The sequence below is a fragment of the Spirochaetota bacterium genome (assembly GCA_004297825.1).
In the GTDB taxonomy this organism is placed as follows: domain Bacteria; phylum Spirochaetota; class UBA4802; order UBA4802; family UBA5368; genus FW300-bin19.
In genome coordinates this window covers 1-26,827 of the sequence record SCSX01000002.1, presented here as the reverse complement: position 1 = coordinate 26,827, position 26,827 = coordinate 1, and the positions used below count along the sequence as shown (strand labels likewise).

The 26,827-nt window shown below is 57.3% G+C and carries 28 protein-coding genes; 2 read left to right on the top strand and 26 right to left on the bottom strand.

The features are described from left to right. Window positions 1-195: 195 nt before the first annotated feature. Both EPN93_00180 and EPN93_00175 read left to right on the top strand, forming a co-directional pair. Window positions 196-438, top strand: a complete 243-nt coding sequence (locus EPN93_00180) for a type II toxin-antitoxin system Phd/YefM family antitoxin (GenBank protein TAL39972.1) — start codon at window positions 196-198, stop codon at window positions 436-438. Further along, window positions 435-698: a Txe/YoeB family addiction module toxin gene (locus EPN93_00175; protein TAL39971.1), complete on the top strand. Its 264-nt coding sequence runs from the start codon at window positions 435-437 to the stop codon at window positions 696-698. Before EPN93_00180 ends, EPN93_00175 begins: the two co-directional genes overlap by 4 nt. 175 nt (window positions 699-873) lie before the next feature. Here EPN93_00175 and EPN93_00170 read toward each other — a convergent pair whose 3' ends face one another. The 26 genes from EPN93_00170 to EPN93_00045 all read right to left on the bottom strand — a co-directional run. After that, the gene (locus EPN93_00170; protein ID TAL39970.1) at window positions 874-1,659 is read right to left on the bottom strand and encodes a hypothetical protein; all 786 of its coding nucleotides are present in this window, start codon (window positions 1,657-1,659) and stop codon (window positions 874-876) included. Between the two features lie 2 nt (window positions 1,660-1,661). Then, entirely contained in the window at window positions 1,662-2,870 is a 1,209-nt protein-coding gene (locus tag EPN93_00165; protein ID TAL39969.1) for a hypothetical protein, read from the bottom strand. After that, window positions 2,849-4,582, bottom strand: a complete 1,734-nt coding sequence (locus tag EPN93_00160; protein TAL39968.1) for an adenylate/guanylate cyclase domain-containing protein — start codon at window positions 4,580-4,582, stop codon at window positions 2,849-2,851. The genes EPN93_00165 and EPN93_00160 overlap by 22 nt, the downstream gene beginning before the upstream one ends. A 145-nt stretch (window positions 4,583-4,727) precedes the next feature. After that, complete coding sequence (locus EPN93_00155) at window positions 4,728-5,822, bottom strand: ABC transporter ATP-binding protein (protein TAL39967.1); 1,095 nt, start codon at window positions 5,820-5,822, stop codon at window positions 4,728-4,730. A gap of 2 nt (window positions 5,823-5,824) precedes the next feature. Continuing rightward, window positions 5,825-6,520 (bottom strand): ABC transporter permease subunit, encoded by a 696-nt coding sequence (locus tag EPN93_00150; GenBank protein TAL39966.1) that lies wholly within the window; start codon window positions 6,518-6,520, stop codon window positions 5,825-5,827. Between the two features lie 11 nt (window positions 6,521-6,531). Then, on the bottom strand, window positions 6,532-7,365 hold the full coding sequence (locus EPN93_00145) for a tungsten ABC transporter substrate-binding protein (GenBank protein ID TAL39965.1): 834 nt from the start codon (window positions 7,363-7,365) through the stop codon (window positions 6,532-6,534). A gap of 109 nt (window positions 7,366-7,474) precedes the next feature. Then, on the bottom strand, window positions 7,475-7,990 hold the full coding sequence (locus tag EPN93_00140; GenBank protein TAL39964.1) for a hypothetical protein: 516 nt from the start codon (window positions 7,988-7,990) through the stop codon (window positions 7,475-7,477). 282 nt (window positions 7,991-8,272) lie between these two features. Further along, window positions 8,273-9,586 carry an aminomethyl-transferring glycine dehydrogenase subunit GcvPA gene (locus EPN93_00135; GenBank protein ID TAL39963.1) on the bottom strand — a complete coding sequence of 438 codons (1,314 nt, stop codon included), beginning with the start codon at window positions 9,584-9,586 and terminating at the stop codon, window positions 8,273-8,275. A gap of 2 nt (window positions 9,587-9,588) precedes the next feature. Then, window positions 9,589-9,981, bottom strand: coding sequence for a glycine cleavage system protein GcvH (gene gcvH / locus EPN93_00130; GenBank protein ID TAL39962.1), 393 nt, complete (start codon window positions 9,979-9,981; stop codon window positions 9,589-9,591). Window positions 9,982-10,022: 41 nt separating this feature from the next. Continuing rightward, complete coding sequence (gcvT, locus tag EPN93_00125) at window positions 10,023-11,108, bottom strand: glycine cleavage system aminomethyltransferase GcvT (GenBank protein TAL39961.1); 1,086 nt, start codon at window positions 11,106-11,108, stop codon at window positions 10,023-10,025. Further along, complete coding sequence (locus tag EPN93_00120) at window positions 11,109-12,653, bottom strand: hypothetical protein (protein TAL39960.1); 1,545 nt, start codon at window positions 12,651-12,653, stop codon at window positions 11,109-11,111. It abuts the gene before it with no gap. A gap of 123 nt (window positions 12,654-12,776) precedes the next feature. Next, window positions 12,777-13,628: a DUF2156 domain-containing protein gene (locus tag EPN93_00115; GenBank protein ID TAL39959.1), complete on the bottom strand. Its 852-nt coding sequence runs from the start codon at window positions 13,626-13,628 to the stop codon at window positions 12,777-12,779. After that, on the bottom strand, window positions 13,621-14,967 hold the full coding sequence (locus EPN93_00110; protein ID TAL39973.1) for an MATE family efflux transporter: 1,347 nt from the start codon (window positions 14,965-14,967) through the stop codon (window positions 13,621-13,623). The genes EPN93_00115 and EPN93_00110 overlap by 8 nt, the downstream gene beginning before the upstream one ends. A 301-nt stretch (window positions 14,968-15,268) precedes the next feature. Beyond that, a complete protein-coding gene (locus tag EPN93_00105) occupies window positions 15,269-15,643 on the bottom strand; it encodes a response regulator (protein ID TAL39958.1) in 375 nt (124 codons plus the stop codon). A 31-nt stretch (window positions 15,644-15,674) separates the two neighbouring features. Further along, window positions 15,675-16,166: a hydrogenase maturation protease gene (locus tag EPN93_00100; GenBank protein TAL39957.1), complete on the bottom strand. Its 492-nt coding sequence runs from the start codon at window positions 16,164-16,166 to the stop codon at window positions 15,675-15,677. A gap of 2 nt (window positions 16,167-16,168) precedes the next feature. Then, window positions 16,169-17,620, bottom strand: coding sequence for a Ni/Fe hydrogenase subunit alpha (locus EPN93_00095; GenBank protein TAL39956.1), 1,452 nt, complete (start codon window positions 17,618-17,620; stop codon window positions 16,169-16,171). A gap of 11 nt (window positions 17,621-17,631) precedes the next feature. After that, a complete protein-coding gene (locus tag EPN93_00090; protein TAL39955.1) occupies window positions 17,632-18,174 on the bottom strand; it encodes an NADP oxidoreductase in 543 nt (180 codons plus the stop codon). 54 nt (window positions 18,175-18,228) lie between these two features. Then, window positions 18,229-18,915: a 2Fe-2S iron-sulfur cluster binding domain-containing protein gene (locus EPN93_00085; protein TAL39954.1), complete on the bottom strand. Its 687-nt coding sequence runs from the start codon at window positions 18,913-18,915 to the stop codon at window positions 18,229-18,231. A 1-nt stretch (window position 18,916) separates the two neighbouring features. Further along, a complete protein-coding gene (locus EPN93_00080) occupies window positions 18,917-20,734 on the bottom strand; it encodes a hypothetical protein (protein TAL39953.1) in 1,818 nt (605 codons plus the stop codon). Between the two features lie 270 nt (window positions 20,735-21,004). Beyond that, entirely contained in the window at window positions 21,005-22,330 is a 1,326-nt protein-coding gene (locus tag EPN93_00075; GenBank protein ID TAL39952.1) for a radical SAM protein, read from the bottom strand. Beyond that, window positions 22,330-22,950 carry a DUF2889 domain-containing protein gene (locus tag EPN93_00070; GenBank protein ID TAL39951.1) on the bottom strand — a complete coding sequence of 207 codons (621 nt, stop codon included), beginning with the start codon at window positions 22,948-22,950 and terminating at the stop codon, window positions 22,330-22,332. Before EPN93_00070 ends, EPN93_00075 begins: the two co-directional genes overlap by 1 nt. Window positions 22,951-23,110: 160 nt before the next feature. Then, a complete protein-coding gene (locus EPN93_00065) occupies window positions 23,111-23,707 on the bottom strand; it encodes a DNA-3-methyladenine glycosylase I (protein TAL39950.1) in 597 nt (198 codons plus the stop codon). Window positions 23,708-24,067: 360 nt separating this feature from the next. Continuing rightward, on the bottom strand, window positions 24,068-24,754 hold the full coding sequence (locus tag EPN93_00060) for a TIGR00266 family protein (protein ID TAL39949.1): 687 nt from the start codon (window positions 24,752-24,754) through the stop codon (window positions 24,068-24,070). A gap of 10 nt (window positions 24,755-24,764) precedes the next feature. Beyond that, window positions 24,765-25,442: a TIGR00266 family protein gene (locus EPN93_00055; protein ID TAL39948.1), complete on the bottom strand. Its 678-nt coding sequence runs from the start codon at window positions 25,440-25,442 to the stop codon at window positions 24,765-24,767. Window positions 25,443-25,446: 4 nt separating this feature from the next. Beyond that, window positions 25,447-26,109 carry a TIGR00266 family protein gene (locus EPN93_00050; protein TAL39947.1) on the bottom strand — a complete coding sequence of 221 codons (663 nt, stop codon included), beginning with the start codon at window positions 26,107-26,109 and terminating at the stop codon, window positions 25,447-25,449. Window positions 26,110-26,234: 125 nt separating this feature from the next. Next, window positions 26,235-26,827: serine/threonine-protein phosphatase (locus tag EPN93_00045; protein TAL39946.1), on the bottom strand; the 593-nt coding region annotated here is incomplete at its 5' end.

Below are 26,827 nucleotides of genomic sequence, written 5' to 3'. Positions count from 1 at the left end.
ACAATATGATACTTTATATCGTATATCGAGTGACTTGACCTACGATAGTTTTCCATCCCGCAAGCATACTAAAGTCTTCGACTGAAGTCGAGGGTTTTACTCCCCGTATGGGACAATAAGGCTGCCGGCCCGGTATAATTCACTTGACGTACGGAAAAGCGAACGTTATCTTGCTACCGGTGAGGCACCTGACACATGAAAACGATAACCGCCACCACGGCACGACAAAAGCTTTACAGGCTTATTGATGAAACTGAGTCTTCTCATGAACCCATTCACATCACGGGGAAAAGGAAGAATGCGGTTTTGGTTTCAGAGGAGGATTGGAAAGCCATCCAGGAAACCTTGTATCTTCTGTCTGTCCCGGGCATGAGGGAGTCCATTATCCAGGGTTTGAATACGCCGGTTGGCGAGTGTTCGGATGAAGTGCCCTGGTGAAATACCGTCTTATATTCACCAGACAGGCGCAAAAAGACGCGGCAAAGTTGAAACTGGCAGGGCTCAGAGAAAAAGCCGAGTTGCTCATGGTCCTGTTGAGAAAAAACCCATTTCAAAGTCCCCCGCCCTACGAAAAGCTTATCGGTGATTTATCAGGCGCATTCTCACGAAGAATAACTATCCGGCATCGCCTTGTATACCAGGTTTTGAAGAAAGAAAAAATCGTAAAAATTATCAGGATGTGGACCCATTACGAATAGCCCTGCACCCAGACCAACCAGGAATAATATCGGCCGTTCAATTCATCTCTGCTTCGCATACGAAGCCAAAACGACGCTTGAAACAAAAAATGGCGCGGATCAAGCCTTCCGGCCCACACTCCACGCCATCCCAAAAAGCCGCACGGCACGCATGGTGCCGCATTAAGCCGTGTTACTATTCGAAATCGTTAAAATACGCCGAGAAAATAATCGACAACTCCTTCCCGGATACCGAAATCCCCTCTTTTTCCAGGGCCGCTTTTACCTCGTCCTTTTTCATGTCCGGTTTCTGTCGTTTCAGCGCGGTCACCCGGTCTACCTTCTTCTGATCGATGGGACCGGAGCCGATCCCCAGAAATCCCGTGTTGTGCCATGATATCACGGCGTTACGCAGCTTTCTGTTCGCGTCCTCGATTTCGTTGATCCTGGTAAGAAAAACCTCCGGATCGCGCATCCTGACGAACGAAAGCGGATTTTTTATGCCGCCCACCACCTTTTCGCCAAGCTCATCGTCCGTGGAAAAATCGCCTTTTATGCGCATGAATATATTATCTTTCACGATTCTGAAATTATACTCGAGCCTGTCGGAGAGGGAAAACAGAATCGTCGACGGCAGGCAGGGAAGGATATCCGTATCCTTGTAGGTAAAAAACGAGGGTACGATCACCGCATCGATGCTGTTCGGGAGAATGATGAACTTGATCTCCTTGATCTTGAACAATTCCCGCCCGGAGAGCGTCGTTTTCAACCCGAGTGCCCTCTGCACGGTATCGTCGCTCACCTCTTTCTCGCTCTGGATATCGAATTCCTGTCCGCCGGCGTCCTTGAGACGGTATTCATACGCTCCGTCTCCTTCCTTTTTTTCAAGGACGGTGAGTCCCAGCTTGGTCCAATCCGCACCGAAAGCCGATGCGGTAATTGCGACGCTTAAAATAGCCGTTAGTACGCTATATCGATTCATACTCACTCCTGTTTCAGTTTGATTAAAATCTTGTCAAGAGGACGAATCGCCCTGTTGTCCTGAATATCGATCATCTTCGCGCGCATTCCCGTCGTTGTTGCGAAGAAAACTATTTTACCGATATAGTTGTCGTCCGTCCTGAATACGAGTCCCGTATCCCCGTCTTTCACGGCCTGGTTGCCGCTCAGGTAGACGATTATGCTTTTCATGTCGCGGGCATCGATGATGAATCCGGCCTCGTTGTCTATCCTGGCGGTATAATCGAACGCATATTTATAATGCGCCAGGGCCTCGTTTTTCTCGCGCACCGCTCTCACCAGGGCGGTCCAAAGCTTCTCGTAGTTTTCCGCAATCGCCTTTGCGTAGTAATCCATGTGCTGTAATGTGGGGGCGACCGAGTTTTTATACGGAACGTCCAGCATCTGCGCGACAAGGACGGCATTGTCGTTTACCATTCCCTGGAGGGACTTGAAATCCTTCTCGGCGATGATATTCTCCTCGCGAAGCTCCTTCAGGTAATCGGTAAGCTTCGGGTTCGTCCTTACGGCGGGTATGGGCGCGTTCAGGATTCCCATGACCTGCCTGGACTGGAAGAAGGGGTTGTACCTGAGCACCATTTCGTCGATTTTTCTTTCGTAATACTGGCGCTGCTCTTCCATCTGGACCTTGTGCAGCTTCTGGTAGTTCTGGACTATCGACTCGGCCTTCTTCACGTTTTCCTGGAGACGCTGGTCGTACTGGTCGATTTTCCCCTGGAGATCATTGATACGCTGCTGCTTGGCGGCGATCATCGCCTGCCTTCGCGCCAGGATCCTCTGCCGGCTCGCCTCGTCGGGCGCATAGGCGAGCTCGTCGTTGAGCTGCCCCTGCAGGTCCGCGAGCTCCCGCCTGGCGATATTGAGGTCATTTTCGTATTTCTTGACCGTGTCGAGAATCTCCATGAGCTTGATATCCTCGAACTCGCTGATGGAGATATCCGTCGAAAGCGACTTACGCTGCACATAGACGGTGACGATCACCGCGGCGAAGATGAGCGCCGCGACAAAGCTTCCCACCGCCACATAGAAGAACGGGTTCTTGTTCTTCTTGGATTTTGCGAATTCCTCGACGAGCGAATAAAGCTTCGGCTTGCCGTCCGGGTCCTGTATGGTTTCCGGAAGGAATATCGATATGCTCTCGGGGAGGTTCTTCATTTGGTTTTCATTTCCCATACGCCGTTCCAGTTGTGAGGAGGTTTGGTGTCTTTAACGCGTTCATACATAACCTGGGCAACCGTGAGCGAGCATTTATTGAATTGCCTCGCCGCGGCGGTCCATTCGCCCCTGTAATAGCTTGCGAGTCCGTCATTGAATGTGTTGACATCCTGTTCCGCTTTGCGACTGAGCTCGGACTGGAGCACGGGCCAGTAAATCTTCGTGCCCTTCGTCTTCCCCTTGACCTGAACCGTATCTATCTCGACGAATCGCACACCCGACTTGTCGACATTCGTCTCGATATCGTTCTTTACGAATTCGGAACAGATCACCGGGACCTTGTAAACCCTGGTAAGACCCTCGAGCCGCGACGCCGCGTTGACGTTGTCCCCGATCACGGTATTGGTCATTCGCACGTAGGATCCGATATTGCCGTAAAACACGTTCCCCCCGTCGATTCCAACGCCGATCTCCAGCAGCACCGCCTGGTAGACCCTTTCTTCGTCGCTGGTGACGCCGCCTTTGGTTCGTTCCAGATTCTTGCGCTTCTTTCCCATGTCATCCCGGAGAATTTGCGCGATCTCCTGGAGTTTGTAGGCCGATTGAATCGCCTGGAGGGACTTGTTCTTTGCTTCCCCTTCGTATTCGTCAAGTGCGCCGAATACCGCCAGGAGCGCATCCCCGATGATGGAACCTACAAGGCCGTCATGGCTGTGAATGTCCCGTATGGCCTTGTCATAGTGAAGGTTGAGGAGCTTTATGATATCCGCCCCCAGCGTCTCGGTGATGAACGTGAAGCTCTTGATGTCCGTGAACATGATGGTGAGCTCTTTCTGGGTGCCTTCGAGGCGCACCTCGCGCTCCTCGTAGGCCTTGATCACCACGTCCTTGTTGGCAAACCGACTGAAGATACTCAACAGGTTGTTGATGGTGCTTGCCAGCGAATTGAATGCCACCCCCAGGAAGGTGATGTCATCATTCGGGGCGCCTTTCAGGTCGACAATACGCAGCTTCTGCGTGGAAACCATCTGCATGATCTCGGTGGTAATTATCCGGATAAAGCGCAGCATGTATCTTAGGACATATATCCCCGCGATCGCGCTGGCAGCGGTGATGAGAATGATGATGAGGCTGATATTCCTGAATATTATCCTGGATTCCGAGTAGAATTCGCCCAGTTCCTCGCCGCGCACGATGTAGGCATTCCACTTGGCGTTGAACTTGTAAATGCCGAAGTAATCCTCGTCGTGGTAGCGAAAATTAACGAGTCCCTCGGAGACATTCGCGACGCGGTTCTTCTCAAGGAGCGTCATGGTTTCTACATCGGCGAATTTGGGGGCCTTTTCCGATTTCGCAGCCTGGAAAAGAAAGTTGCCGTCGGGTTTGACCCCGAGGAGCACCGATTTCTCGTTCTTGAATTCGTGCAGTCCCTTGTTCTCGATCGCCTCGATGGAGCCCTTCAGGTCTTCGTTATAATGGTAGATTTCGTACTGGTTGTTGCAGAACTGGTAGATATCCTTGAGATCCTTACCCAGCATCTGCTGCATGAGGCTTATCATCTTGGCGCGGTTGAACGTGAGATTGATGTAATTTGACGTCAGGTTCGAGATAAGGATGAACACGGTGAATATGATTATGATCTTCGTAACGACCGAAGTAATCCGTGTTCCTCCTATACTCGTATCATATACACCACGTGACTTGTTTTCTTTCATTGCGAATCCTTCCATGGATTCAGAATATGAATCGCTACAGTAAGACCGGCCATGAGTATAAGATCGTTTTCATATCAATGTCAAGCATTAATAAAATGATTTTTTCCTGACCACCGGCGCAGCGGAAACCAGGCCTTCCGCGCGATTACGCGACGGGTAATTAACCTGCATCCCTCCTGATCACGTGGATGGCCGTCGCCTTGAAGGATGCCTCGATATCCACTCCCTCGGCGAGAAGCAGTTCCTGGACGGAGTGAGGGGTTATCCAGGCGATGAGCGGAAACCCGCAGTCGACGTGGACCCTTGAATAAGGCCTCAAGGCGGTTATCCGGGTAACGGTACCCCTGAACCGGTTGCGGGCACTCACCTGTTCCATGTCGCCTTTCGAGAGGACGATGGTCTCCGGCCTGACGCAGAACGTGATGCGCTCACCCTTCCGCGCCTCGCCTGCGAGTTCCACGCGCTTCCCCTGGACCAGAACCACGAAGGTGCCCTCAAGGACCTCGTTTACCGTTCCGGAGAGTATGGTCTCGGTCCCCACGAATCCGGCGACGAACTCGCTTGCGGGACGCTCCATGATCTCGCCCGGCGGCCCGGTTTGAATTATGCGCCCGTCCTGCATCACGGCAAGCCGGTCGGCGATTCTAAGCGCCTCGTCCCTGTCATGCGTGGCCATGATCATCGACGTTCCCGTGTCGCGAATCGCGCGTTCCAGGTCGGCGGTGATCGATTCACGGGTAGGATTGTCCAGCGACGCGAACGGCTCGTCCAGGAGCAGGACCTCGGGGCGTACCGCGAAGGCACGCGCCAAGCTGGTTCTCTGCGCCTCTCCCCCAGAAAGCGTGCGGGATAACCGGTCTGCCAGGTGCGCTATCCCGAATCTTTTCATTTCTTCTTCCGCCCTGCGTTTCATCTCCGCCGCCGGCATACCCCGGATCCTGAGCCCGGAAACGATATTATCGTAAACACGGGTGTTAAAAAGCAGGGGCTCCTGGAAAACCATTCCGAAATGACGCCTGTACGCGTGCGGCTGCTCGATAGAAAGGGCGTCCCGGGACTTGAAAAGTATGGACCCTGAATGCGCGGGAATAAGCCTGAGAATCGTTTGAAGCAGGGTCGTCTTTCCCGCCCCGTTGGGGCCGATAAGCACCAGGACTTCCCTGTCTTCAAGCGTGAAGGAATCCAAGCTCAGCACAACGACCTCATCCCTCTTCACGGTGAGGCCGCTGATCTCGATGACAGGCGCCCCCTGCATTTTCAGCGACGCCCCGTCTGCTGAACGCTGGTTAGAAAATAATTGATGATGAACGCAAGCGCCAGGAGAACGAGTCCCAGCGCAATCGCCACATCGAAATTGCCCCTGCCCGTTTCCATGACCGTCGCGGTAGTCAGCACCCGCGTATAGCCCTTGATATTGCCGCCCACCATGATCGATGCGCCGATCTCCGACACGACCCCTCCGAATCCGGCCATCACGGCCGCCAGGAGCGGAAGGCGGGCCTCCTTCATGAGGAGCCAGACCATCTGCGCCCGTGTCGCCCCCAGGGAGAGAATCTGGAGCCTCAGCTTATCGGGAAGATTCTGCATCGCGGCGAGCGTGATCCCCGCTATGATGGGGGTTGCGATAATCGACTGGGCGATCACCATGGCGCCCGGGGTGTAAAGGATGCCCAGGAATCCGAGCGGGCCGCTGCGCCAGAGCATTATGGCCACAAAAAGACCCACTACCACCGGGGGCAGCCCCATGCCGGTATTGATGATGCTCACGACAAGTCTTTTCCCGGGAAAAGCGTTAAGCGCCACGGCCGTCCCCGCGCTCATGCCCAGGAACAGGCTTATCAGCGTGGCGCTTCCCGAAATCTGGAGGGTGAGCAGAACCACTGCAAACAGCTCTGCATCCAGCGAAATCAGGAGGGAAAAGGCTTTGCTTATCCCCTCGAGTATCAGATCCATGAAAGAATATTTTACTTCGCTTCGGCGTCAGGGAAAAACAGCGGCGAGCCGAATTTCTCCACGCCGAACTTCCCGATGACCGCCTGCACTTCCTTCGAGAGGATAAAATCGGCGAACGCCTTCGCCCCGTCCTTGTTCACCTTGGGGAATTTCTGGGCATTCACTTCAACCACGTGGTACACGTTCTTAAGGGCTTCGTCGCCTTCCACAAGGATATCCAACCCGAGGTTTTTCTTGAGTGCAAGATAGGTCCCCCGGTCTGCCAGGGTATACCCCTTTTTTTCGGACGCGACCTTCAGGGTTTCGCCCATGCCCAGCCCGGTTGACTGGTACCATTTCTGTTTTTCAGGGTCGATCTTTCCGTCCTTCCAGAGCTTGAGCTCCTTGGCGTGGGTGCCCGACTTGTCCCCGCGGGACATGAAAATCGCACCGGCGGCCGCGAGCTTTTTAAGCGCGTCGACAGACGTTTTTTCTCCCTTGATCTTAGCGGGGTCATCGGCCGGTCCCACGATAATGAAATCATTGTACATGACCTTCCGGCGCGCGGAGCCGAAACCGGCATCCATGAACTTTTTCTCGGCATCGGGAGAGTGCACCAGCAGCACGTCCGCCTCTCCGCGCTCGCCCATGGCCATGGCCTGGCCGGAACCCACGGCAATCGTCTTGACCTTGAGCCCTGCCTTCTTCTCGAAATCGGGAATGAGGACGTCAAGGAGCCCCGAGTCCTGGGTGCTCGTCGTGGTCGCGAGTATCAATTCCCCCTTTTTGCCGCATCCGACGATTCCCAGGGACGCCACCATGAGCATGATTACGGCACAAAAAACTGTCCTTTTAATAGCTGACATACGAATTCCTCACGATATTTGTAATGTATTGAAGCTTTTGGTAATTTTCAGTAATATCACCACACCAAGCGGTTAAAAATCAAATCTTATTTTTTCGCGGGTCCGATATTCATATTTTCTGAATACCAAGCCTGCCGGCGAGGCTGTGCGGGACCGGCTCCCCATCCTCCAGGAAGTCGGTCAGGACGAGGCGTGACTTGCCCTGGGTGAGGAGACGCACCGTCCAGGACCTGCGCCTTTCGGTGCTATCGTCCCCCATCGCGATTTCGTATTCCAATTCGCATACCTGGATGGCGGGGGCGTGGGCGGTCCATGCGAATCGCTCGTAAACAAAAACCCCGGATGCGTCCAGGTTCCGCTCATTCCCCTGGTCGGATAAAAATGACTCGAATTCAGTGGTATCCAGGACAATGCCGTATTTTTTCCGCAGCAGGGTTGAAATATCCCGGACCGGGTATGATTTCATGAACGTGAAAGCCGACCCCTTGTCGGCCGCCTTGTTATAATACACGAATGACGAAAGGCGGAAGGTCTTATCGGGGAGCTCATCCCACTGGCGCTGACTCCAGATTGTGCAGGAAACCAGGAAGGCCACGGAAACTGCAAGACTACTCAAAACCCTCATTTTGACACACTCCTGATTTTGCGGCCCATTAATAGCGTAAGGCCTGTAACATTCACTTGATATTACAGGCCTTACGGTGAACCCGGTGCATCTTCGTTACCCCACGGTGGATTCACTCCCGTGTGCATAGCGCTCTCCTTAGCTGCGATATCCTTCCCTCCTTTTTACGTAGTTATATAATACAACGCAATCGGGAGCGGATCAAGATCACGAGAAGTTTTTTAGCTGAAATTCCGGCCCGGTCCTTAAATGAAATTCGGAACAAATATTTCAATTTGAAGCCTACAGCATCGAGGCAAGCGCCCTGATATCCTCGGATGTCGTCGATTCGGTACAGCACACCAGGAGCGAATCCGCGTACTCGGGATAATAGCGTCCCAGCGAAACCCCCGCGTTCATGCCCTGTTCTGCAAGCCGCGCGATCGTCTTTTCGGGATCGCGCACCCTTACCGCAAATTCGTTGAAATAGGGCGCGTCGAACACCGGGCTGATTCCTTTTTTGCCGAGCTCATTTTTACAGAGCGAAGCCAGCCTGTGATTAAGATCCGCCAGCGCGCGCAGCCGCGGCCCCACCAGGGCGAGATACATCACGGTCCTCAGGGCGCACAGTCCCTGGTTGGTGCAGATATTCGATGTCGCCCTTTCCCGGCGAATATGCTGTTCCCTTGTCTGAAGGGTGAGCACGTAGGCCTCCCTTCCGTCGGTATCCACGCTTTTCCCGACAAGTCTTCCCGGCATATTCCGCATGAAGCTTTTACCCGCGGCGATAAAGCCGAGTGCGGGACCGCCAAACCCCATATAATTGCCCAGGCTCGCGGCTTCGCCACATGCGATATCCGCGCCGCACGCCCCAGGGGATTTTAGGATTCCCATGCTCACCGGCTCGGTGACGAGCGCGATAAGGCAGGCTTTCGTGCCATGCGCCGGCGCCGCGTGCGACGCCAGGTCCTCGATGCATCCGAAAAAATTCGGGTTCTGAATCGCTACGGCCGCCACGGAATCGTCCATCAAATCCTTCAGGCTTCCCGGATCGGTCGTTCCCCGGGGAGCGGGTATCTCCCTCACCTGGAGATCGTTGGCCCACGCATAGGTCCGAAGCACCTCGCGGTAGTGGGGGTGAACGGCGCTCGATACAAGGATTCCCGTTCTTCCGGTCGTCCGTACCGCCATGAGCACCGCTTCGACCAGCGCCGTGGCCCCGTCATAGAGGCTTGCGTTCGCCACATCCATGCCGGTGAGCCGCGCGATCATGGACTGGAATTCAAAAATCGCGGTAAGCGTCCCCTGGCTCACCTCCGGCTGGTAGGGGGTATACGCGGTATAAAATTCCGAGCGTGACGAAAGGGCGTCGACTACCGCGGGGACGTAGTGGTTATACGCGCCCGCCCCCGCAAAGGAAACGCAGATCCTGTTGTTCGAGGCGAGCCCCTCGGCGAGACGGGAGGCTTCCTGTTCGCCCAGGGGTTCCGGCAGATCGAGCACGCCGCCCAGCCGGATCGCCTCCGGAATATCGGAGAACAGGTCGTCGACGCTCCCCACGCCTATCTCCTTCAGCATATGTTCGCGGTCGTCGTTCGTGGTGCAGGTGTAGGTCACGATTATTTCTCCGCTTCCACGTGGGCGGCATAGTCGTCGGCGTTCAGAAGGTCGTCGAGCTCGGCCGCGCCCTTTATTTCCAATTTGAATATCCAGCCTTCGCCGTAGGGATCGCTGTTCACCAGTTCCGGCGAATCCTCGAGGATCGTGTTCACCTCGATCACCTTTCCCGAAACGGGGGCGTAAATGTTGGACACAGCCTTTACCGATTCGACCACCGCGGCCTGTTCCCCTTTTTCAAGATCGAGTCCCTTCTCCGGGAGCTCGACGAACACGATATCGGTGAGCATTTCCTGCGCATGGTCGGTGATCCCGCATACGGCGATAAAATCGCCGTCCATCCGCAGCCATTCGTGCTCTTTTGTGTATTTCAGTTCCTCGGGTATTGTGCTCATCCGTCCCTCCTCATCATTGTGTGCTGCTAAACCCAGTAGTATCAGTCATGAAACTTATAGAACGGCCTGCGGACGACGCGCGCGGGAATCCTCGCGCCGCGAATTTCAACCTGGACATCCATACCCGCCTGCGCGGTTCCCCTGCGCACGAGCGCGAGCCCAATCCCCTTGCGTAGCGTGGGGGAAAAGCCGGCGCTCGTCATGGTGCCCAGCCGGTCGTCCCCCGAGTACACGGCGCATCCCTCGCGCGGCACCCCCCTGCCGGGTATCTCGATACAGACGGTTTCCCTGCCGGCGCCGCCCGCCTTGTGGGCAACCAGGATTTCTTTTCCGATATAATCGTCGGCGGAGTTCACGAACCAGCCGATCCCCGCCTCTATAGGCGATATGTCGTCGGTGATCTCGTGCCCGTACAGGGAATACGCCGCTTCAAGCCTGAGCGAGTCGCGCGCGCCCAACCCCGCGGGTTTGAGACCCAGGTCGCGCCCCGCGTCCAGAATCCCGGTCCACAATTTCACCGCGTTCGCGTTCGGCAGGAAAAACTCGTACCCGTGCTCGCCGGTGTAGCCCGAGTGGGAGACCATCATGGGGCTCGACCCGTAGGTTACATGGGTAAATTGGAAGCGGGCAAGCCCAGCCGGCGTATCGTCATCCAGCACGCGCGCCGCGATTTCACGCGCGCGCGGGCCCTGCAGGTCGATCTTGGCCGTTTCCGCCGACACGTCGATGACCGCGGCGGAGGTTTCGTTATGGCCGTTGATCCACGCAAGGTCCTTTTCGGCGGTCGCGGCGTTTACCACGATATAGTAGTCGCCCTCGCCGATCATGAAAATAAAGATATCGTCAACCACCCCGCCACGCTCGTTGCACAGGCAGCTGTACATGCAGTGCCCGGGGATCAGGCGGTCCATGCTCGTGGGAATGAGCCTCCCCAGGAGCGTCTTCGCCTGGGCGCCCTTCACGAGTATCTCCCCCATGTGGGACACGTCGAAAAGTCCCGCAGCGGTGCGCGTCGCGGCATGTTCATCGATGATCGAGGTGTACATGACCGGCAGGTCCCATCCCGCGAAATCGACCATGCGGGCCCCGAGTTTCACGTGTTCTTCGTACAGCGGCGTCCGTTTCATCTAGCGGGCCATCCTTCGCATGGCAAACTCCACGGCCTTGAAAACCGGGTCGTGTACTTCACTCACGGCCGGGCAATACGCAAGCTCCACCCGCCCGAATTCCCCGGCCGAAACGCCGAACTCGAGCGCCATGCTTATCAGGTTGATCCTCTCCGCGGCCCCGCGCTCGCCTATTGCCTGGGCCCCGAGAATCCTTCCCGACGCGCGGTCGCAGATTATTTTTATCGAAACCTCGGAGCCCCCCGGGAAATATTCCGGGAGGTAATTGGATGTTATTTTTCCGGATACCGTCTCATACCCGCAAATCTCCGCGGTGCCCGACGTGTAGCCCGTACCGGCGACCTCGAGCGCGCCTATTTTCGTGACAAAGGTGCCCGCGGTTCCGCGGTACACGGCACGTTTGCCCGCGGCGTTCAGGCCTGCGGTCGTACCCTGCTTATAGGCGCACGTCGCCAGCTTTGCGGGTACACGCTTTCCATCGATCACGGACCATCCCGCGATGCAGTCGCCCGCGGCGTACACGCCGGGCAGTGACGTCGCCAGGCTTTCATCGACGATAATTCCGTCGTCGCCGTGCTCGATCCCGGAGAGCCGGGCGAGTTCGGTGTTCGCACGAAAACCGGCCGAGAGTATGCCCATGTCCGCCTCAAGACGATCCCCGCCCGACAGCACCCCCGCGAACCCGTTTTCAGAAAGTATCTCCCCTGCCGTCGTGGAAAGCTTCAATTCCAAACCTATGCTCTCAAGATAGCTTTCGACCAGCCGCGACATGTCCGGGTCGAGTACGCCCGGCAGCACCTGCGGCTTCATCTCGAGGACGACGACCGAGGGAAGGTATTCCTTGAGCGCCACGGCCGTCTCGAGCCCGATCGCCCCCGCCCCGATCACGATCGCCGCGCCGGCAGTTTTTATCCGCGCCCTTATTCTTTCCAGGTCGGCGATATTCGTGAGGGTAAACAGCCCGGAATCCCGAGTCTCCGTCGCTCCCTTAACGGGGGGTACATAGGGCACGCTCCCGGTACAGAGAATCGCCGTATCGTACTTCACTTCGATGGCGTCGCCGTCGACCCGGGCGTGAATGACGCGCGCACCGCCGTCGATCCTCAAGGCCTGCGCCTTGATTTTTTTTACGCCCATCCGGTGCAGGTTGATCGATTGCACGAGGTGATCGCTGTTCACGTGGCCTTCCAGCGCGTAGGGGAGCCCGCAGGGATGCATGAGGTCCTCATGCTTGGGATCGAGCACGGTCACTGCGGCGCGCGAATCGGCGCGCTTGACCGCCATGACCGCGGCGTAGCCCGCCGATCCGAATCCCACGATGATAATGTTCCCCACTGAATTCTCCCGCGGACAGTGAATACCGATACCGGCGTACGCGCCATGCAGAACGACAGGAACGCGAAAGAATACAAAACCACAGGCGGGGTAAAAAATCAAACGCTTTTTTCCTGCTTGATTTCCCGGAATCTTCCGGATAGGCTCCCGGCTGAATCCAAAATTACCTGTTGCGGGGAAAACTGCCATGGCGAACGGAAAATCGATCATCGCCAAGGAGATGTGGTCGCCGGCGTGCACCCGGCACGTGCGCGAATGGAATCAGTTCAGGACCGAATCGGAGCGCCGCGTGAGGGAATTCTTCCAGCGCACGCTGTAGCGGGTCTCCGATACTCAGCGCAGCCGCACCCGGTACTTTTTCAGCATGAGATCGGGATGGTACGAGGACTTTGCCCTGCGCAGCGCGATCTTTCCCAGGTCCTGTTCGAAGTTGAGAAATTTATAATGCAGTCCGAGCACCCCCGCGCAGCTGTTGTACATGAACTGGTATATCCCCTTGAAATGCGTGAGACCCTTCGCGAAATGGAGCGCGAACATGTCCTCGTTGATCGCCTCGCCCAGGATGAAACCGGCCGGCTCCCCGAAAACATAATAAATTCCGCCGCAGAGAAGAAGATCGTCCTGTCTCTCCAGCGCCTCCCGGCACGCGCGGTAGTCCGTTTCCTGTTCCGGCATTCCCGATTCCTTCTGCCATCGATCGAGGATGGCCAGCGCATCGGCCCTCCTTTCCTTGTCTATGGCGAACTTTTCATGGTCGTAGGCGGTGAGAAACTGCTCGAGCAGGTTGCGTTTCCCGTGAAGCTTTTTCCCCGGGTAGGTCGATATCTTCTCCACGGTGAACACGTAATCCATGTCGTCCTCGTGGTAATCGAGGAGGAAATCCTTCTCGTCGAAGGCGCCGATGCACTCCTCGGCGATGGGGAAGAGCATTGCGCCCGAACCCATCATCTTCTTTAGATAGTCGATATCCGCCGTCCGCACGTCGAACACGGGAAGCAGGAATGCCTCGCCCGCATAGGTCTTGCCGGCGACGAAAAGCTGATCGTCGAATATGACCTCGTAGTCGTGCGCGTCCCTGAACAGGAAAAGGTTGGCGAAGCTGTATTCGGAAATCGACAGGCCAAGGTCCTTCAACTTTCCGTACAGCGCCTGCCGGTGCTCGATCGAGAGCTTTTCTTTACGCATAGTCCACCCATTTTCCGCGAAGATAACGACGTGTAATCAGGACGAAATGAACGAATATCGAAGCGTTCATCGACCACCACACCGCGACGGGGCCCAGCCCCGCGACGATGCCCAGCAGATACGCCATCGGGAGCCTCACGGCCCACTGGCTGAAGACGACTATTTTCATGATGCCGCGCGTGTCGCCCGCGCCGCTCAGCGCCCCGCCGGTGATCACGGCCCAGGCCATGAACGGTTCGCTCGCCATGCTGATGTACAAGTAGCGCACGCTTTCCCCGATCACCGTCTCGTTGCCCGAGAGAAAGGACGAGAATGACCGCGCCTGGAGCACCACGATGGCGGTGAGCACGGTAATGATACCCACCCCGATAGCCGCGGTCGTCATGCCTCCCCTGAACGCGTCCGCCTTGCGCCCCGCGCCGATCAGGTTCCCGACCACCACGGCATTGGCCATGTTGAAGGCGAACGCGGGCAGGAAGATTGCCGCCTCGATCCTGAGCCCGTTCGTGAACGCAGCGAGTACCTCGATATTGTTTTCCGGCAATTTCGACAGTATGATGAAAAGCACCGCCGATCCGAGCTGCCACATCACCTGCACCATTCCCGCCGGCCAGCCGATGCGCGCGACCTTCCTTACAATTTCAATAGAAAACCTTCGCGCTCCCGTAAATAACTTTTTAACATGAATCGCATTAATGAGAGCGCCGGCCAGGTAGCTCAGGGCCGTAGAAAGCGCGATACCCCTGAATCCCAGGGGGGTATTGAACACGAGCGTGAAATTGAGGGCGAGGTTGATGCCGCAGACGCATGCCATGGTGATCATGGATTGTTTCACCATGCGGTGGGCGCGCAGTATCCCGTTTGTCGTGATGAGGAAATAGTGAAAGACCAGACCGCAGGCGTATACCTCGACGAGCGGGATGCCGAATTCCTTTACCGCCTGGGGCACCCCGAGCGTCGAAATCACCGGCCCCGAAAGCAGGAAGCCGCCGATCGACAGGAAAAACCCGGAAACGATCGTTGAGGTCAGGACCGAGTACACCGTGGTGCGCAGCGCGTTCTCGTCGCCCGAGGTGGAGAGCTTCGAGATCGTGGATACGGTCCCCACCGTCAGGGCGTTCGCGACGACGATGAATATAAAGTAGACCTGCGACACGAATCCCACCGACGCCTGGACCTCCTTGCCCAGCCGGCCGGCGATATATACGTCCGTGAGGTTGATCAGGAAGTCGAAGAACATGATGAAGATCATGGGCCAGGACATGGCCCAACTGTTCCTCAGGTGAACGAGAAGCTCTCCCCGGGATATACCCGGCTTATTAAACAGTCGCGCTATCATCTGCATACGGTATATTTTCAGGCGTTATCGGGCTGAATACCGCATCCGCGACCGGAGGTCAAGCATTAACGCGCCAGGGCGGCGGTGCGCTCACGCGCATCCATGAAGAAAATGCGGCTGTCGACTACCGCGATGCCTTCTCCCCGCGGATAGACCATGACCGTGTTGCAGTCGATCTCGGGAAACTCGTCCAATATTTTAGCCGGCGGCCTATTTTCTGGGGGGGTGCGGAACCGCGAAAGTGAATGAAAAGGCGGGGCACGTGCCCCGCCTTTTGAACGATAAAATTACTCTGTTCCGATTACATGTGGAGCGCTTTCTTGACCGTGGAAATCAGCGCCGAGGGCGCAACGGGTTTCTGAAACACGCCGTCAAAGCCAAGCTTATCGACCTCGATATTCATGGCAGTAGCGGAACCGATACTGCTGAGAAGGTAGATCGGTATCGACTTGTTGGTCTTCCGTATCTCCTGGGCGACCTTGGTGCCCGCGTCGATCCTCTCCATCATCATGTCGCAGAGGATAAGGTCCGGTTTTATGGTTTTCAGCTTCTCGAGTCCTTCTTCTCCGCTCAACGCGGTTTCCACGCGGAATCCCTCCGCGGAAAGTATCGCATTTATCGAGTCGAGAATATCGGGATCGTCGTCAATGATATATACCAGTTTCTGATCAGCCATGTTTTTGTCTCCTGTAATTAATCGAATAAATTCAATCGCTGCAATGCGCGTATGCGGCGGATTTCCCTTCGAGCGCCCGCACCGCAGATTCTCGAAGGAGCGGAAGCAGAAAGTCAAACGCTTTTTCGAGATTGCTCACGGCCTGCGCGCTCAGTCCTTCCCGCTGCTCCCACGAATATCCGCGGATACCAAGGATGAACGACGACGGCTTTTTTCCGTACAGGTCCTCGCACAAGGCAAGCACCGACCCGGGCAGCATGGCGTGGGTCGTAAAGCTTATTTCATGCGCAGGCTCCAGCCCGTTGAATGTAAAAGGCTCCGCACAGGATACGGACGCATCGGCGAAAACGACCGCGTCGTATTCGGCGATTTCGAGCGCATCCTCGACGTTGAGCTGGTAGTTGCTGTCGCACGCGACCCCGGGAATTCCGGCTTCCTCGACGCGTCGCGCAAGCTCCACGCCGAGTCCGTCGTCCTCCCGTCCGGGATTCCCGTAGCCGTATACAAGCGTGCGAATCGACATCGCTACTTCCTCAGCGTCCCGATTACGGCGCCGCGTTCATCGACCATCTCGAGCTCGAGCGGCATCTTGCCGAGCGCGTGCGTGGCGCAGGAGAGACACGGATCGTAGGCGCGTATCGCCACCTCGACCATGTTGAGCATGCCCTCGCTCACCTCCTTTTGCCCGCTGATGTTCTTCATCGCGACCTGATTCACCGCCCTGTTCATGGGCTCGTTATTGTTGGTAGTGGAGACTATGAGATTGGCCATCGTGATCTGGTCGTTCTCGTTTACGCGGTAATGGTGGAAGAGCGTTCCGCGCGGCGCCTCGATGAGCCCCACGCCTTCGCTCTGCCGCGCTCCCTTCTTAACGAGATCGTCTTTAAGAAGATCGGGATCGTTCAACAGGTCCCGTATCATCTCTATGGAGTGCAGGAGCTCGATAAGGCGCGCGTAGTGCATGTGCATGGACATATTGTTGGGCTTGCCCTTCGTGTACGCCTTGTATGCCTCGAACTCCTTCTGGGCGAGCGGGGTCGGAATGAAATCGCAGGTATTGAGACGCGCGAGCGGCCCCACCGTGTACCACCCGTCCTTTTTCCCGATGGACTTGAGGTAGGGGAACTTCATGTAGCTCCACGACTTCACCTCTTCGCCGATGTACTGGAGATAATCCTGGTAATCGACGTCGTTCAGGATCTTTTTCCCGTCCGTATCCACCGCGCGCAGCACGCCGTGATACAGGTCGAGCGCGCCGTCCTTGCGCACCAGGCTCAGGTGATTGGAGGGAAATACCGCGTAGTTATCGATGAACGCGGCGTTTTTCGCGTGGTATCCCTTGAAAAACTCCAGCACCCCCTGCGCCCATGCGAGCATCTTCTCGACGTTCAGCGGATCGGGGCCCTTGAGGAACTCGTCGCGCTCCTGAACGGTGAGGCACTTGTTCACCCCCCCGGGGATGGCGCCGGTTCCATGAATCTTTTTCCCCGCGGTGGCGCGGATAATCTCCTGCCCGAATTTGCGCATCATCACGCCCTGGACAGCCAGATCTTTATGATGAATCGCCACGCCGATCACGTTGCGTATCGCGGGGTCAGCGTCCACGCCGAACAGGAGGTCGGGCGACACGAGGTGAAAGAAGTGCAGCGCGTGCGACTGGAACATCTGGCCGTAATGCATGAGACGGCGCATTTTTTCGCCCGTGGGGGTAAGGCCGTCGCCGGTCCCCGCTCCCACGATCACGTCGACAGCCTTCGCCGCGGCGAGGTGGTGACTGACCGGGCATATTCCGCACAGTCGCTGCACCAGCACCGGGGCTTCCCAGAAGGGCCTGCCCTGGACGAATCGCTCAAAACCGCGGAACTCGACTATATGAAGCCGGGAATCGGTCACGTTCCCCTGGGGATCGAGCTGGATGGTGACCTTTCCGTGCCCTTCGACCCTGGTTACCGGTTCTATCGTAATTTTTCTACCCATAACAATTCTCCTTAATCGAACTTGACGACTTCGTACGGCAGGTTGAGCGGCTTGTTCTCGAGCAGGGCCACGAGCGCCCCCCATATAAGGTCCGCGCGGGGCGGACAGCCGGGGAGAAAGTAGTCTATCTTCACGATCTCGTGTAACGGATAAACCCTGTCCAGGATCATGGGCAGCTCATCGTCGTTGGGGATGATCTTGTCGTCCACCGTGGGCGAATTCAGGTATGCCTCCTCGAGACATTCCCGTACCGGTATGCCGTTACGCATCGCGGGCAGCCCGCCCATGATGGCGCATTCGCCCATAGATATCAGGACCTTGCAATTCTTCCTGAACGAGCGCAGGTTTTCCACGTTTTCGCTGTTGCAGCAACCGCCCTCGATGATGCCGATATCGCACATCTTCGAAAATGTCTTGATGTCATCGATAGGCGATTTGTGGAATTCAACCAGGTCTATCAGCGTTAAAATCCTTTCGTCTATATCCAGAATGGACATGTGACAGCCGAAGCAGCCTGCCAGCGATGCCGTTGCGACTATTGGTTTGCTCATCACTTTTCTCCGGAATAATTTTTCCGGCGGGCGGCACGACGCCGCCCCGCCGTGCGCCTACAGGCTGCTGCCGATCGGCTTCGTATCATACTTGCGCTTGCCGATAGGCACGGTGAATCCGACTTCTTTCCTGAGGATGGCCCCTACCGGGCACTGGTCCATCGCCTTCTTCGCCTGTTCCTCGGAAAGACCCGCGGCGAGCTCGCCGTCGATATCGATGATCGTCTTGTTACCGCGCTTCACGAGCCCGAATACATGCTTCCCGTCCGCCGTCACGATACCGCGGACGCACCTGAGACACTGAACGCAGCGGTTCCGGTCCAGGTATATCTTGGGTGAGGACGCGTCGACGTCGCGTACGGGCCACAGGTACGGAAAGCGCGGCACCATCATCGTATACCGGTATCCCAGCGCCTGGAGCTCGCAGTTGCCGCTCTTTTCGCACGTGGGACACATGTGATTACCCTCGACAAAAAGCATCTCGACGATCGCCTTGCGCATATCCTCGATCTCCGGGGTATTGCTTTCAACGACCATGCCGGGGGCGGCGGGCGTCGTGCATGCCGCCATGGTGCGGCCGCCAACCTTGACGGTGCACATCCTGCACGTACCCGCGGGCTTCATCCCCTGGTAATTGCACAGCGTCGGGATGTATACGCCGTTTTCCCTGGCGGCATCGACTATTGTCTGGCCTTTGCCGGCCGTACATTCCTTGCCGTCTATCGTGAATTGTATATCGCTCATTTTAATGTTCCTCGTGGATGTTTGGTATTCTTCCCGCCGCCTTGCAGGAATCCTGGACGGAAGCCAGCAGGTCGAATTCGGTGGCGTAATCCTCACCCTTGATAAGCCTGGCCTCGTATAATTCCCTGAAATTCTGTATCGTGGTGGCGATTGGATTGGGCGATGTCTGGCCCAGCCCGCAGCGGCTCATCGTCTTCACGATTTTGCACCAGTACTCGAGCTCGGAGAGGTCCGTCACGGTGCCATGCCCGCTCCTGATCTTCTCGAGCTTGTGCAAAAGGATCTGGTTACCCGCCCTGCAGGGGGTGCACCATCCACATGACTCCTCCACGAAAAACTCCATGAAATTCTGGACTACTTCGAGGATGTCCCTGTTCGGTCCTATCACGATTACGGATCCGCCCGTCGCGAGATCGTCGTAGCATATGCGTCGTCCGAAATCCTTCTTCCCCACACACGTGCCCGAGGGGCCCCCGACCTGGACGGCCTTCGCCGTGCGCCCGTCCACCATCTCAAGGAGCGTCTGCACCGTGGTGCCGAACTCGATTTCGTACACGCCCGCCTTGCGGCAGTCGCCCGATACGCTTACGAGCTTCGTACCGGCAGACTGCGCCGTACCCATCGACTTGAACCATTTCCCGCCTTCCAGGACGATGCGCGCCGCCGAACAGTACGTTTCCACGTTGTTCACCGTCGTGGGATACCCCATGTACCCGCTCTGGACGGGGAACGGCGGCCGGTTGCGCGGTTCGCCGCGTTTTCCCTCGGCCGATTCGATGAGTGCCGATTCCTCCCCGCAAATGTACGCACCCGCGCCCATCTTGATCTTGATGTCGAAATTGAAACCGCTCTTTCCGCCCGCGTTCATGCCCAGCACACTCTTTTTCCGGAGCGCCTGCAGCACGTCCTCGAGATAGGGTTTCAAATACATGTATTCCGCGCGGAGATACAGGATGCCTTCCGATGCTCCCACCGCGTAGCCGGCAACCGCCATGCCTTCAAAAAGAAGGGCGGGCAGCTCAGTCAGTATCACCCGGTCCTTGAAGGTTCCGGGTTCTCCCTCGTCGGCGTTGCACACCACGTAGTGTTTCGCCCCCTGCGCATTGCGGCAGAATTCCCACTTCATGCCGGTCGGGAAACCCGCCCCGCCGCGTCCCCGCACGTTGGAGATTTTCAATTCCTCGATCACGTCCTCGGACGATTGCGCCGTGGCCGCCTTGATCGCCTTCCCGGACTCGAAGGGCGCGAACAGGACCGGGCCCTTCCTCTGGACATTATTGTTCACCATAGCCTTGACGAGTGCGGACTGGTTGGCCCCGTCCCCGTATTCTTTCACCATGTCCCCGACCTTTTTCCCCGCCTTCATAGCGGCGACTATCGACTTGACCTTGTCCTCGTTAAGCCTTGTGAAAACCGCGCCATTAATGATGGCGGCGGGTTCCTGGTCGTTCATGCCGATGCAGGAGGTGTCGAACAGCCCGATAAGTCCGTCCGACGTAGTCTGACCGAAATTACACCCTGCCTGATCCGAGAAGGATTTTGCGACCGCGGCCCTTCCGTTCATGTGCGCCGTGACGCTGTTGTTCAGGTACACGGAGTATTTCCCGACCGGAGTCTTCGAGAAAAAATGATAGAAGGTGACCACGCCGTCTACGTCGACCCGCGATACGTTCAGCGATTTTGCGATCTGGCTGATCGCATCGTCGGATACGCATCCGAGCTGTGCCTGGACGTCGCGTACTATTTCCAGAAGCATCGAGCGGTCCTTCTTGTACGCGTCCACGACACCGGTTACTACTGTGGCGATGTTTGTTCCCATATACCCTCTTCGCATAAAGATGAGTTGTTATTGAATACCCGGTAATTCTGAATATATAAAACCATCCCCTTCCCGGATCAGGCAGGCTGACAGGACTACATAAATGTTGAATTACCGGAAAATAAGTGCTGACGAACGAACAATTTCAGAATTCCGGCAACTTATTAGGAATTCAATAATATTTCAACTACAATTTTTTGAATTATTTCCCGTCATGAATACAAGCAGATTTAACCAGGTGTTCGAAAAAAATTCTTAGACGATTTTATTTTAATCGTGCACGCCCAGGTTTGCGCGACGTGCCAGACGAAAGAGCCCGACCATTGCGGCGGTACCGATATCGTGCCAGGGAAAAAATGACATCCCGGTGCACCTGCGCGGCGGGATTCCGTCGAATGCCCGGGGGTCTTCGTATCCGGCGATGCCCGGTACCGGGTAAAACGGGGATATGCCGACGAGTACGCGCAGGCCATTCAGGAACTCGATTCCCTCCCGTACCGATTCAGCCCCTTCGCCGGGGAGCCCGGCGATCAGGTAGGCGACTACGGGAATTCCCGCGCGCGTGCATTCGGCGGCAATCGCGGTGAAATCGGCGTACGGGGCGGGACGTCCGGCGGCGATCCGGAGGCGTTCGTCGCGGGTCACCAGGGGGAGATTCAATTGCGTTATGCGATAGCGCATGAGCGCGCGGATGCGATCCGGGTCCAGGAGCGCGTACCGGGCCCCGTTCTCCATGGAAAAGCTGAAGTTACCCCCGGTGTGAAGATCCAGGGCGGCGAGCACCTCCGCGAAGCGCTCGAATTCCTCCAGGAGATTATCGTCCTCGAAGTTGACGTGCACGCGCTTTCCCGTGCGCGGAATGCGCCCGATCATCGACAGTATATCGGCCCCCCGCGCCCAGCCGTAGTGCGGGAAGGAGAGCCTCACCGAGCAGAACGAGCACCTTCGGGGACAGCCGCGGGAGAGCATCGCGGAATAGTACATCGTATCGTGCGATTCCCGCATGAGCGTCGTTACCGGTTTGAACGATGTGTCGTCCGGCGCGAACGGGTTCGCCGCGATATCTCCGCCGCTTTTCCGGAAACGAGCGCCCGGTGCCGAATACGGGTCGAGGATCAGGGGGCCGATACTCTGTTCTGCGGATCCCGGCGCGACGACGTCGACCCGGGAGTGGCGAAGAAAGTAATCCGGATACGCGGTAACCCCGGGGCCCCCTGCAACGACGAGCATTCCGGGGAACTGCGCCTTGAGCGCATCGATGACCTCAATCGCCTCCTCCGCGTACCCATAGGCGAAGCAGGAAACGAATGCCATGTCAGGGGCGTATTCGACCACCTGCCGGGCAAGGAGCTCGGCCGTAATGCCGAACCTCTTATAGCCCGTGAAAAAACCTTCGCGGCCCAGATATTCCGCCAAGTAGGAGACTTCGTCAGGCACGGGGACCGGGCGTCCCCTCGTGCGCACGCCGCTGAAAACCCGGTGCTCGATCCCGCGCTCTTCCAGCAAACGCGCGATCGTATGCACCCCCAGGAAGGACGCGCGCTGGGGCGTGAAATACAGGTCCTTCACCGGGGGGATGACGAGCGCGATGCGCATCAGTCTATTTCAAGCTCCTTCATGACCTTCGCGATGAGGGGGCCGTCCTCGCGCCAGACGCCGCATGAGTTTACCGGCAGGAATTTCGCGCGGTCCTTTTTGGGGATGCTGTCCCTGTCCATGCGCTTCCTCATGCGGTTGGACCAGTACCCCTGGACCGCGGCGGGGGCCAGGGCGAGGAGAAGCGTCTGCACGTGAAAGCACCCGTTCACCCCCCCGACGAGCTCCTTCACCTTCCCGGTAAAACCGGCGGTGATGGTCATTCCCACGATGGGCTTCAGGCAGTCCCGCATTTCCAGGCATTCGTCGCGGGGGATCCCGGGCATCTCGGTTTCCACGTCGAGGATCTTCAGGCGCGGCCCCTCGAGATGCAGCCGCACGATCATGTGATGGAGTACGCCCGGAAATTTTTTTTCTCCGGTGAACAGGAAGTATTCTTTCAGCCTGCGGTCCACGAGCTCCCCCTCGATAATGATCGAATCGTCCCCGGCGACGTGCGTCGAAATGGAGATGTCGCGCGTATGCACCTTCTCGCCCATAAGTTCTTTCAATCCGCCCATTGCGTATCGGCCCCCTGCGTGTTCTGCGTCGATACGAGAGGCAATAAATCCGATCATCATTGTTTACAAGCAGATTTTTCCGGCGACTCATCCTGAACCGCCTTCCGGCTGCACTCGCAGGGGAATGTCAAGGAGGCGTGATTTCCGGGAAGTCCCAGTTTATAAAATGAAACCGGGGCGCCGATACACCGGCCCGCGCGAAATGGAGCTTCAGGAACATTCACGCCGTGAACCCAGCCGACAGCCTCTTGATTTCCCGGTAACGAAAGCACCCGATCGTATGGTCGTTGACCATGCCTGTTGCCTGCATGTGGGCGTATATCACCGTGGGGCCCAGGAACTTGAATCCGCGCTTTTTCAGATCCTTCGCCCACGCGGCCGCCTCGCCGGTAAAGGGCCGATAGTCTTCAAGCGTCTCGAACCGGTGCATCATGGGCGTGCCGCCCACCCACTTCCACATATAGTCCGAGAAGGAGCCGAACTCGGCGGCGACCTCGATGAAACGGGCCGCGTTGTTCACGGCCGCCGCGATTTTGGCCTTGTTGCGTACGATGCCCGCGTCACCCATGAGCCTTTTAATTTCCCCGGGGCCGTAGCGCGCGATCTTCCTGAAATTGAAATTATTGAAGGCCCTGCGGAAATTATCCCGCTTGTGAAGAACGGTGCGCCAGGACAGACCCGCCTGGAAGGCCTCCAGCACCAGGAACTCGAAGATGAGCCGGTCGTCACGGACCGGGACGCCCCATTCTTCATCGTGGTACTTCAAATAGAGGGGATCGTCGAACGTGGGCCAGGGGCACCGCTGAATTTTTTTCATCGAAGTTTTCCCGAACGAATCGTCTCGATCCCCGCCCGTAAGGGTATCGGACCCCGTCCCCGTCTTACTGAGCTTTCCCGCCTGACCGCATGTCGGCGGTGGTTAAGGTGCGCACCATTCCTTCCGATACCTTCTAATGCAGGAATACCCGGAGGAAATAAATGGCCAGTGACGAACTTCTCGTAAACGCGCTCGTAATGTCGGTGAAAAACGACATCAAGCTTGGCGGCAGGAGAGACGAAATCCTCAAGTCCCTCTCCGCGCTGGTAAACAACGAGCTTTATTCGAAACTCAAAGACAAAGTATAGAAACGCGGATACCGCCCCAGGGCGGTATCCGGCAACTCTTCCCGCGCTGCGCTCAGTCGTCGCTCGAACCGCTGCGCTCAACCCGCCTGAACTGGTCGGCCCACGCCGCGAAGGAATTCTGGTTGCGCGTCTGTATCCAGACCGTTCCCGTGCCGCTGAACCGGCACACCAAGCCCTCCCCGGACAGGAAAAGCGACTTGAGGCCGCCCACCTTGTCGATCCGGTAGCTTAATGAGGGCTCGAAGGCCACGATATGACCCGTGTCGACGATGTATTCCCCGCTTACCGCGACCTTGTGGATGGCCCCGAAGCTCGAGAAAAATACGTCCCCCGTGCCGGAGACTTTAAGGAAGAAAAGCCCCTCCCCCGCGAAGAGCGCCTTGAAGCCGCCCCACTTGCTGTCGACGGCGACTCCCGGGCTCGAGCATACGAAGGCGCCGCGCGACATGATGAGGTCCGTGGCATTCAGCGCGATATGTTCCAGATCGCCGGTGGTCGCGGGCGCGAAGTAGACCTCTCCCGGGGTTCCACCCGCGGTGAAGGTATTCACGAAAAACGATTCGCCGCCCAGCAACGATCGCTTGGCGGCCTGGAGTATGCCGCCGCGCGCCTCGGTCTTGATGGAAACGCTCGCCGACATCGCGACCATGGCGCCGGATTCGGCGACGACGGATTCTCCCGCGGCGAGCGCGATCTTCACTATGGGGAAATCGGGTTTCCCGAGTAGTTCGTGGTTCATGGCTTCCTCCTTACTGTTTTTTGGGCGGCAGTTTTTCGGCCAGCCACTTGGTAAACGCGGGTATGTTCCTCGACTGCACCCACAGCTTTCCGCTTCCCTTGAAATGGGCAACAAGCCCCTCGCCGCCCAGGAAGAAGGATTTCCAGCCGCCCAGCTTCCTGATCTCGTAGCTGAGTCCCTCCTGGAACCCGACTATATGGCCGGTGTCCACCAGTATCTCGCCCTGCACCGGCAGCTCCTCGATCCCGCCGTAGCTGGAAATGAGAAGCGGGCCGTTCCCAGTCACTTTAAGGAAGAAGAGCGATTCACCGCTGAAAAAACCCTTGAGTCCCTGGAACTTCGTGTCTATTTCCAGCGAGGGTGATCCCCCGAGGTACGAGCTCGACTGCACGAAAACCGTTCCCGCGCACTGGATAAGCCGCACGTCTCCCGGCAGCGTGGGCGCGAGCGCGACCTCTCCCGGGCCCCCGCGGGCGGTGAAGGTGTTCATCCAGAAAGACTCGCCGCCCAGGAACGCGGCCTTGAGCGACTTGAGAAGGCCGCCCTTTTTCGTCGCGCGGTGCGTCTCGATCGCCACGTTGGGCGACATGCTCATCATGGCGCCGCCCTCCGCCTGGACCTGCTCGCCGTCGGCGAGCTTGACCAGCGCCATCGCGTATGAAGGATTGTACTTGATGTCGATATTCATGGCCTCACCTCGGCAACAGTTTGCTTACCCAGCCTATGAAACCGCCGGGGACGCGGGACTGGATCCAGAGCCTGCCCTTCCCGCTGAATTCACACACCAGTCCCTCGCCCGAGAGAAAGGTCGATTTCCATCCGCCCACGCGCTTGACGTTGAATTGAAGGCTTTCCTCGAAGGCCACGATGTGTCCCGTGTCCACGGTATAGGTGCCGTCCACGTCGATGGGGATGATCGCGCCGTAGGAGGAACAGAACAGGTCTCCCATCCCCGTCACCTTGAGGAGAAAAAATCCCTCGCCGCCGAAAAGCATCCTGAGCCCGCCGAACTGGGCCTTGACGTCGATCTGGGGCGACGATGCCAGGTAGGATCCCGATTGAACGAACAGCGCCTTGCCCGTCATGGGCTGGTGAAAGACGTCGCCCACCAGCCCGGTCGCCAGGCCAATGAATCCCGCCTGCTGGCCCGCGCTGAAGATATTCACGAACAAAGATTCCCCGCCCAGGAATTTCCGCGCAACGGCCGACAGTATGCCGCTTCCGAACTGCGTCTCGATACCCAGCTGCGGGCTCATATACACCATGGCGCCTGCCTCGGTCTTCACCTGTTCGCCCGGCGCGAGCTCGAGGTGGAGCAGCGTATACGAGGGCTGGTGTTTCATTTGATATTTCATATCCGTCCCCCATGCGATATTTGAAGAGATGGTGATGGTGATCGGTAAGATCAAGGTCGGGGAAAACTCTAACCGCGTGAAAATGTAAAGTCAAGGTATTTACTTTTCAGGCGCGCGGGGGCCGATTAAAACTCGAGGTAGAGCATTGTGATGTCGTCTTCCAGGTGCGTGACGCCCGCATGGCGCATGAGATCCCGCATGATGACATCCAGCACGTCCCTCTCGCCCGATCCTATGAGCGCCTCCAGGAGGTCCCGCAGGCGCTCCTCGGAATACATGGAACCGTCCGGGCCATGCTGCTCGATCACGCCGTCGGTGAAAAAGAGGAGCCTGTCACCCGGGCCTATGGGAAACTCGATCTCGGTATACGCAGAATCCGGCATGATGCCTATCCCCGTGCCGCTGAGCTTCACCGACTCGAATTCCCCTCTCCCGCCCTTCCAAAAGAGGGGGTGATGATGACCGCCCTTGGCGAAGACCACGCCGCGCCCGTCAGCCGCGATGCGCGCACAGTAACAGGTGGCGTACACGTGGGAGAGGGTCGTGCAGAAATGTCGGTTGAGCATGCTCATGATTTCACCGGGCTTCCCCCCCGACTTTTCAAGGAAAAGCGTATACCCGCTCTTGAGCACGCCGGTGGCCAGCGCCGCGGTGATGCCGTGGCCCACGACATCGGCGATAATGATGGAGAGGCTTCCGTCCGCGAGCCTGGTCGCGT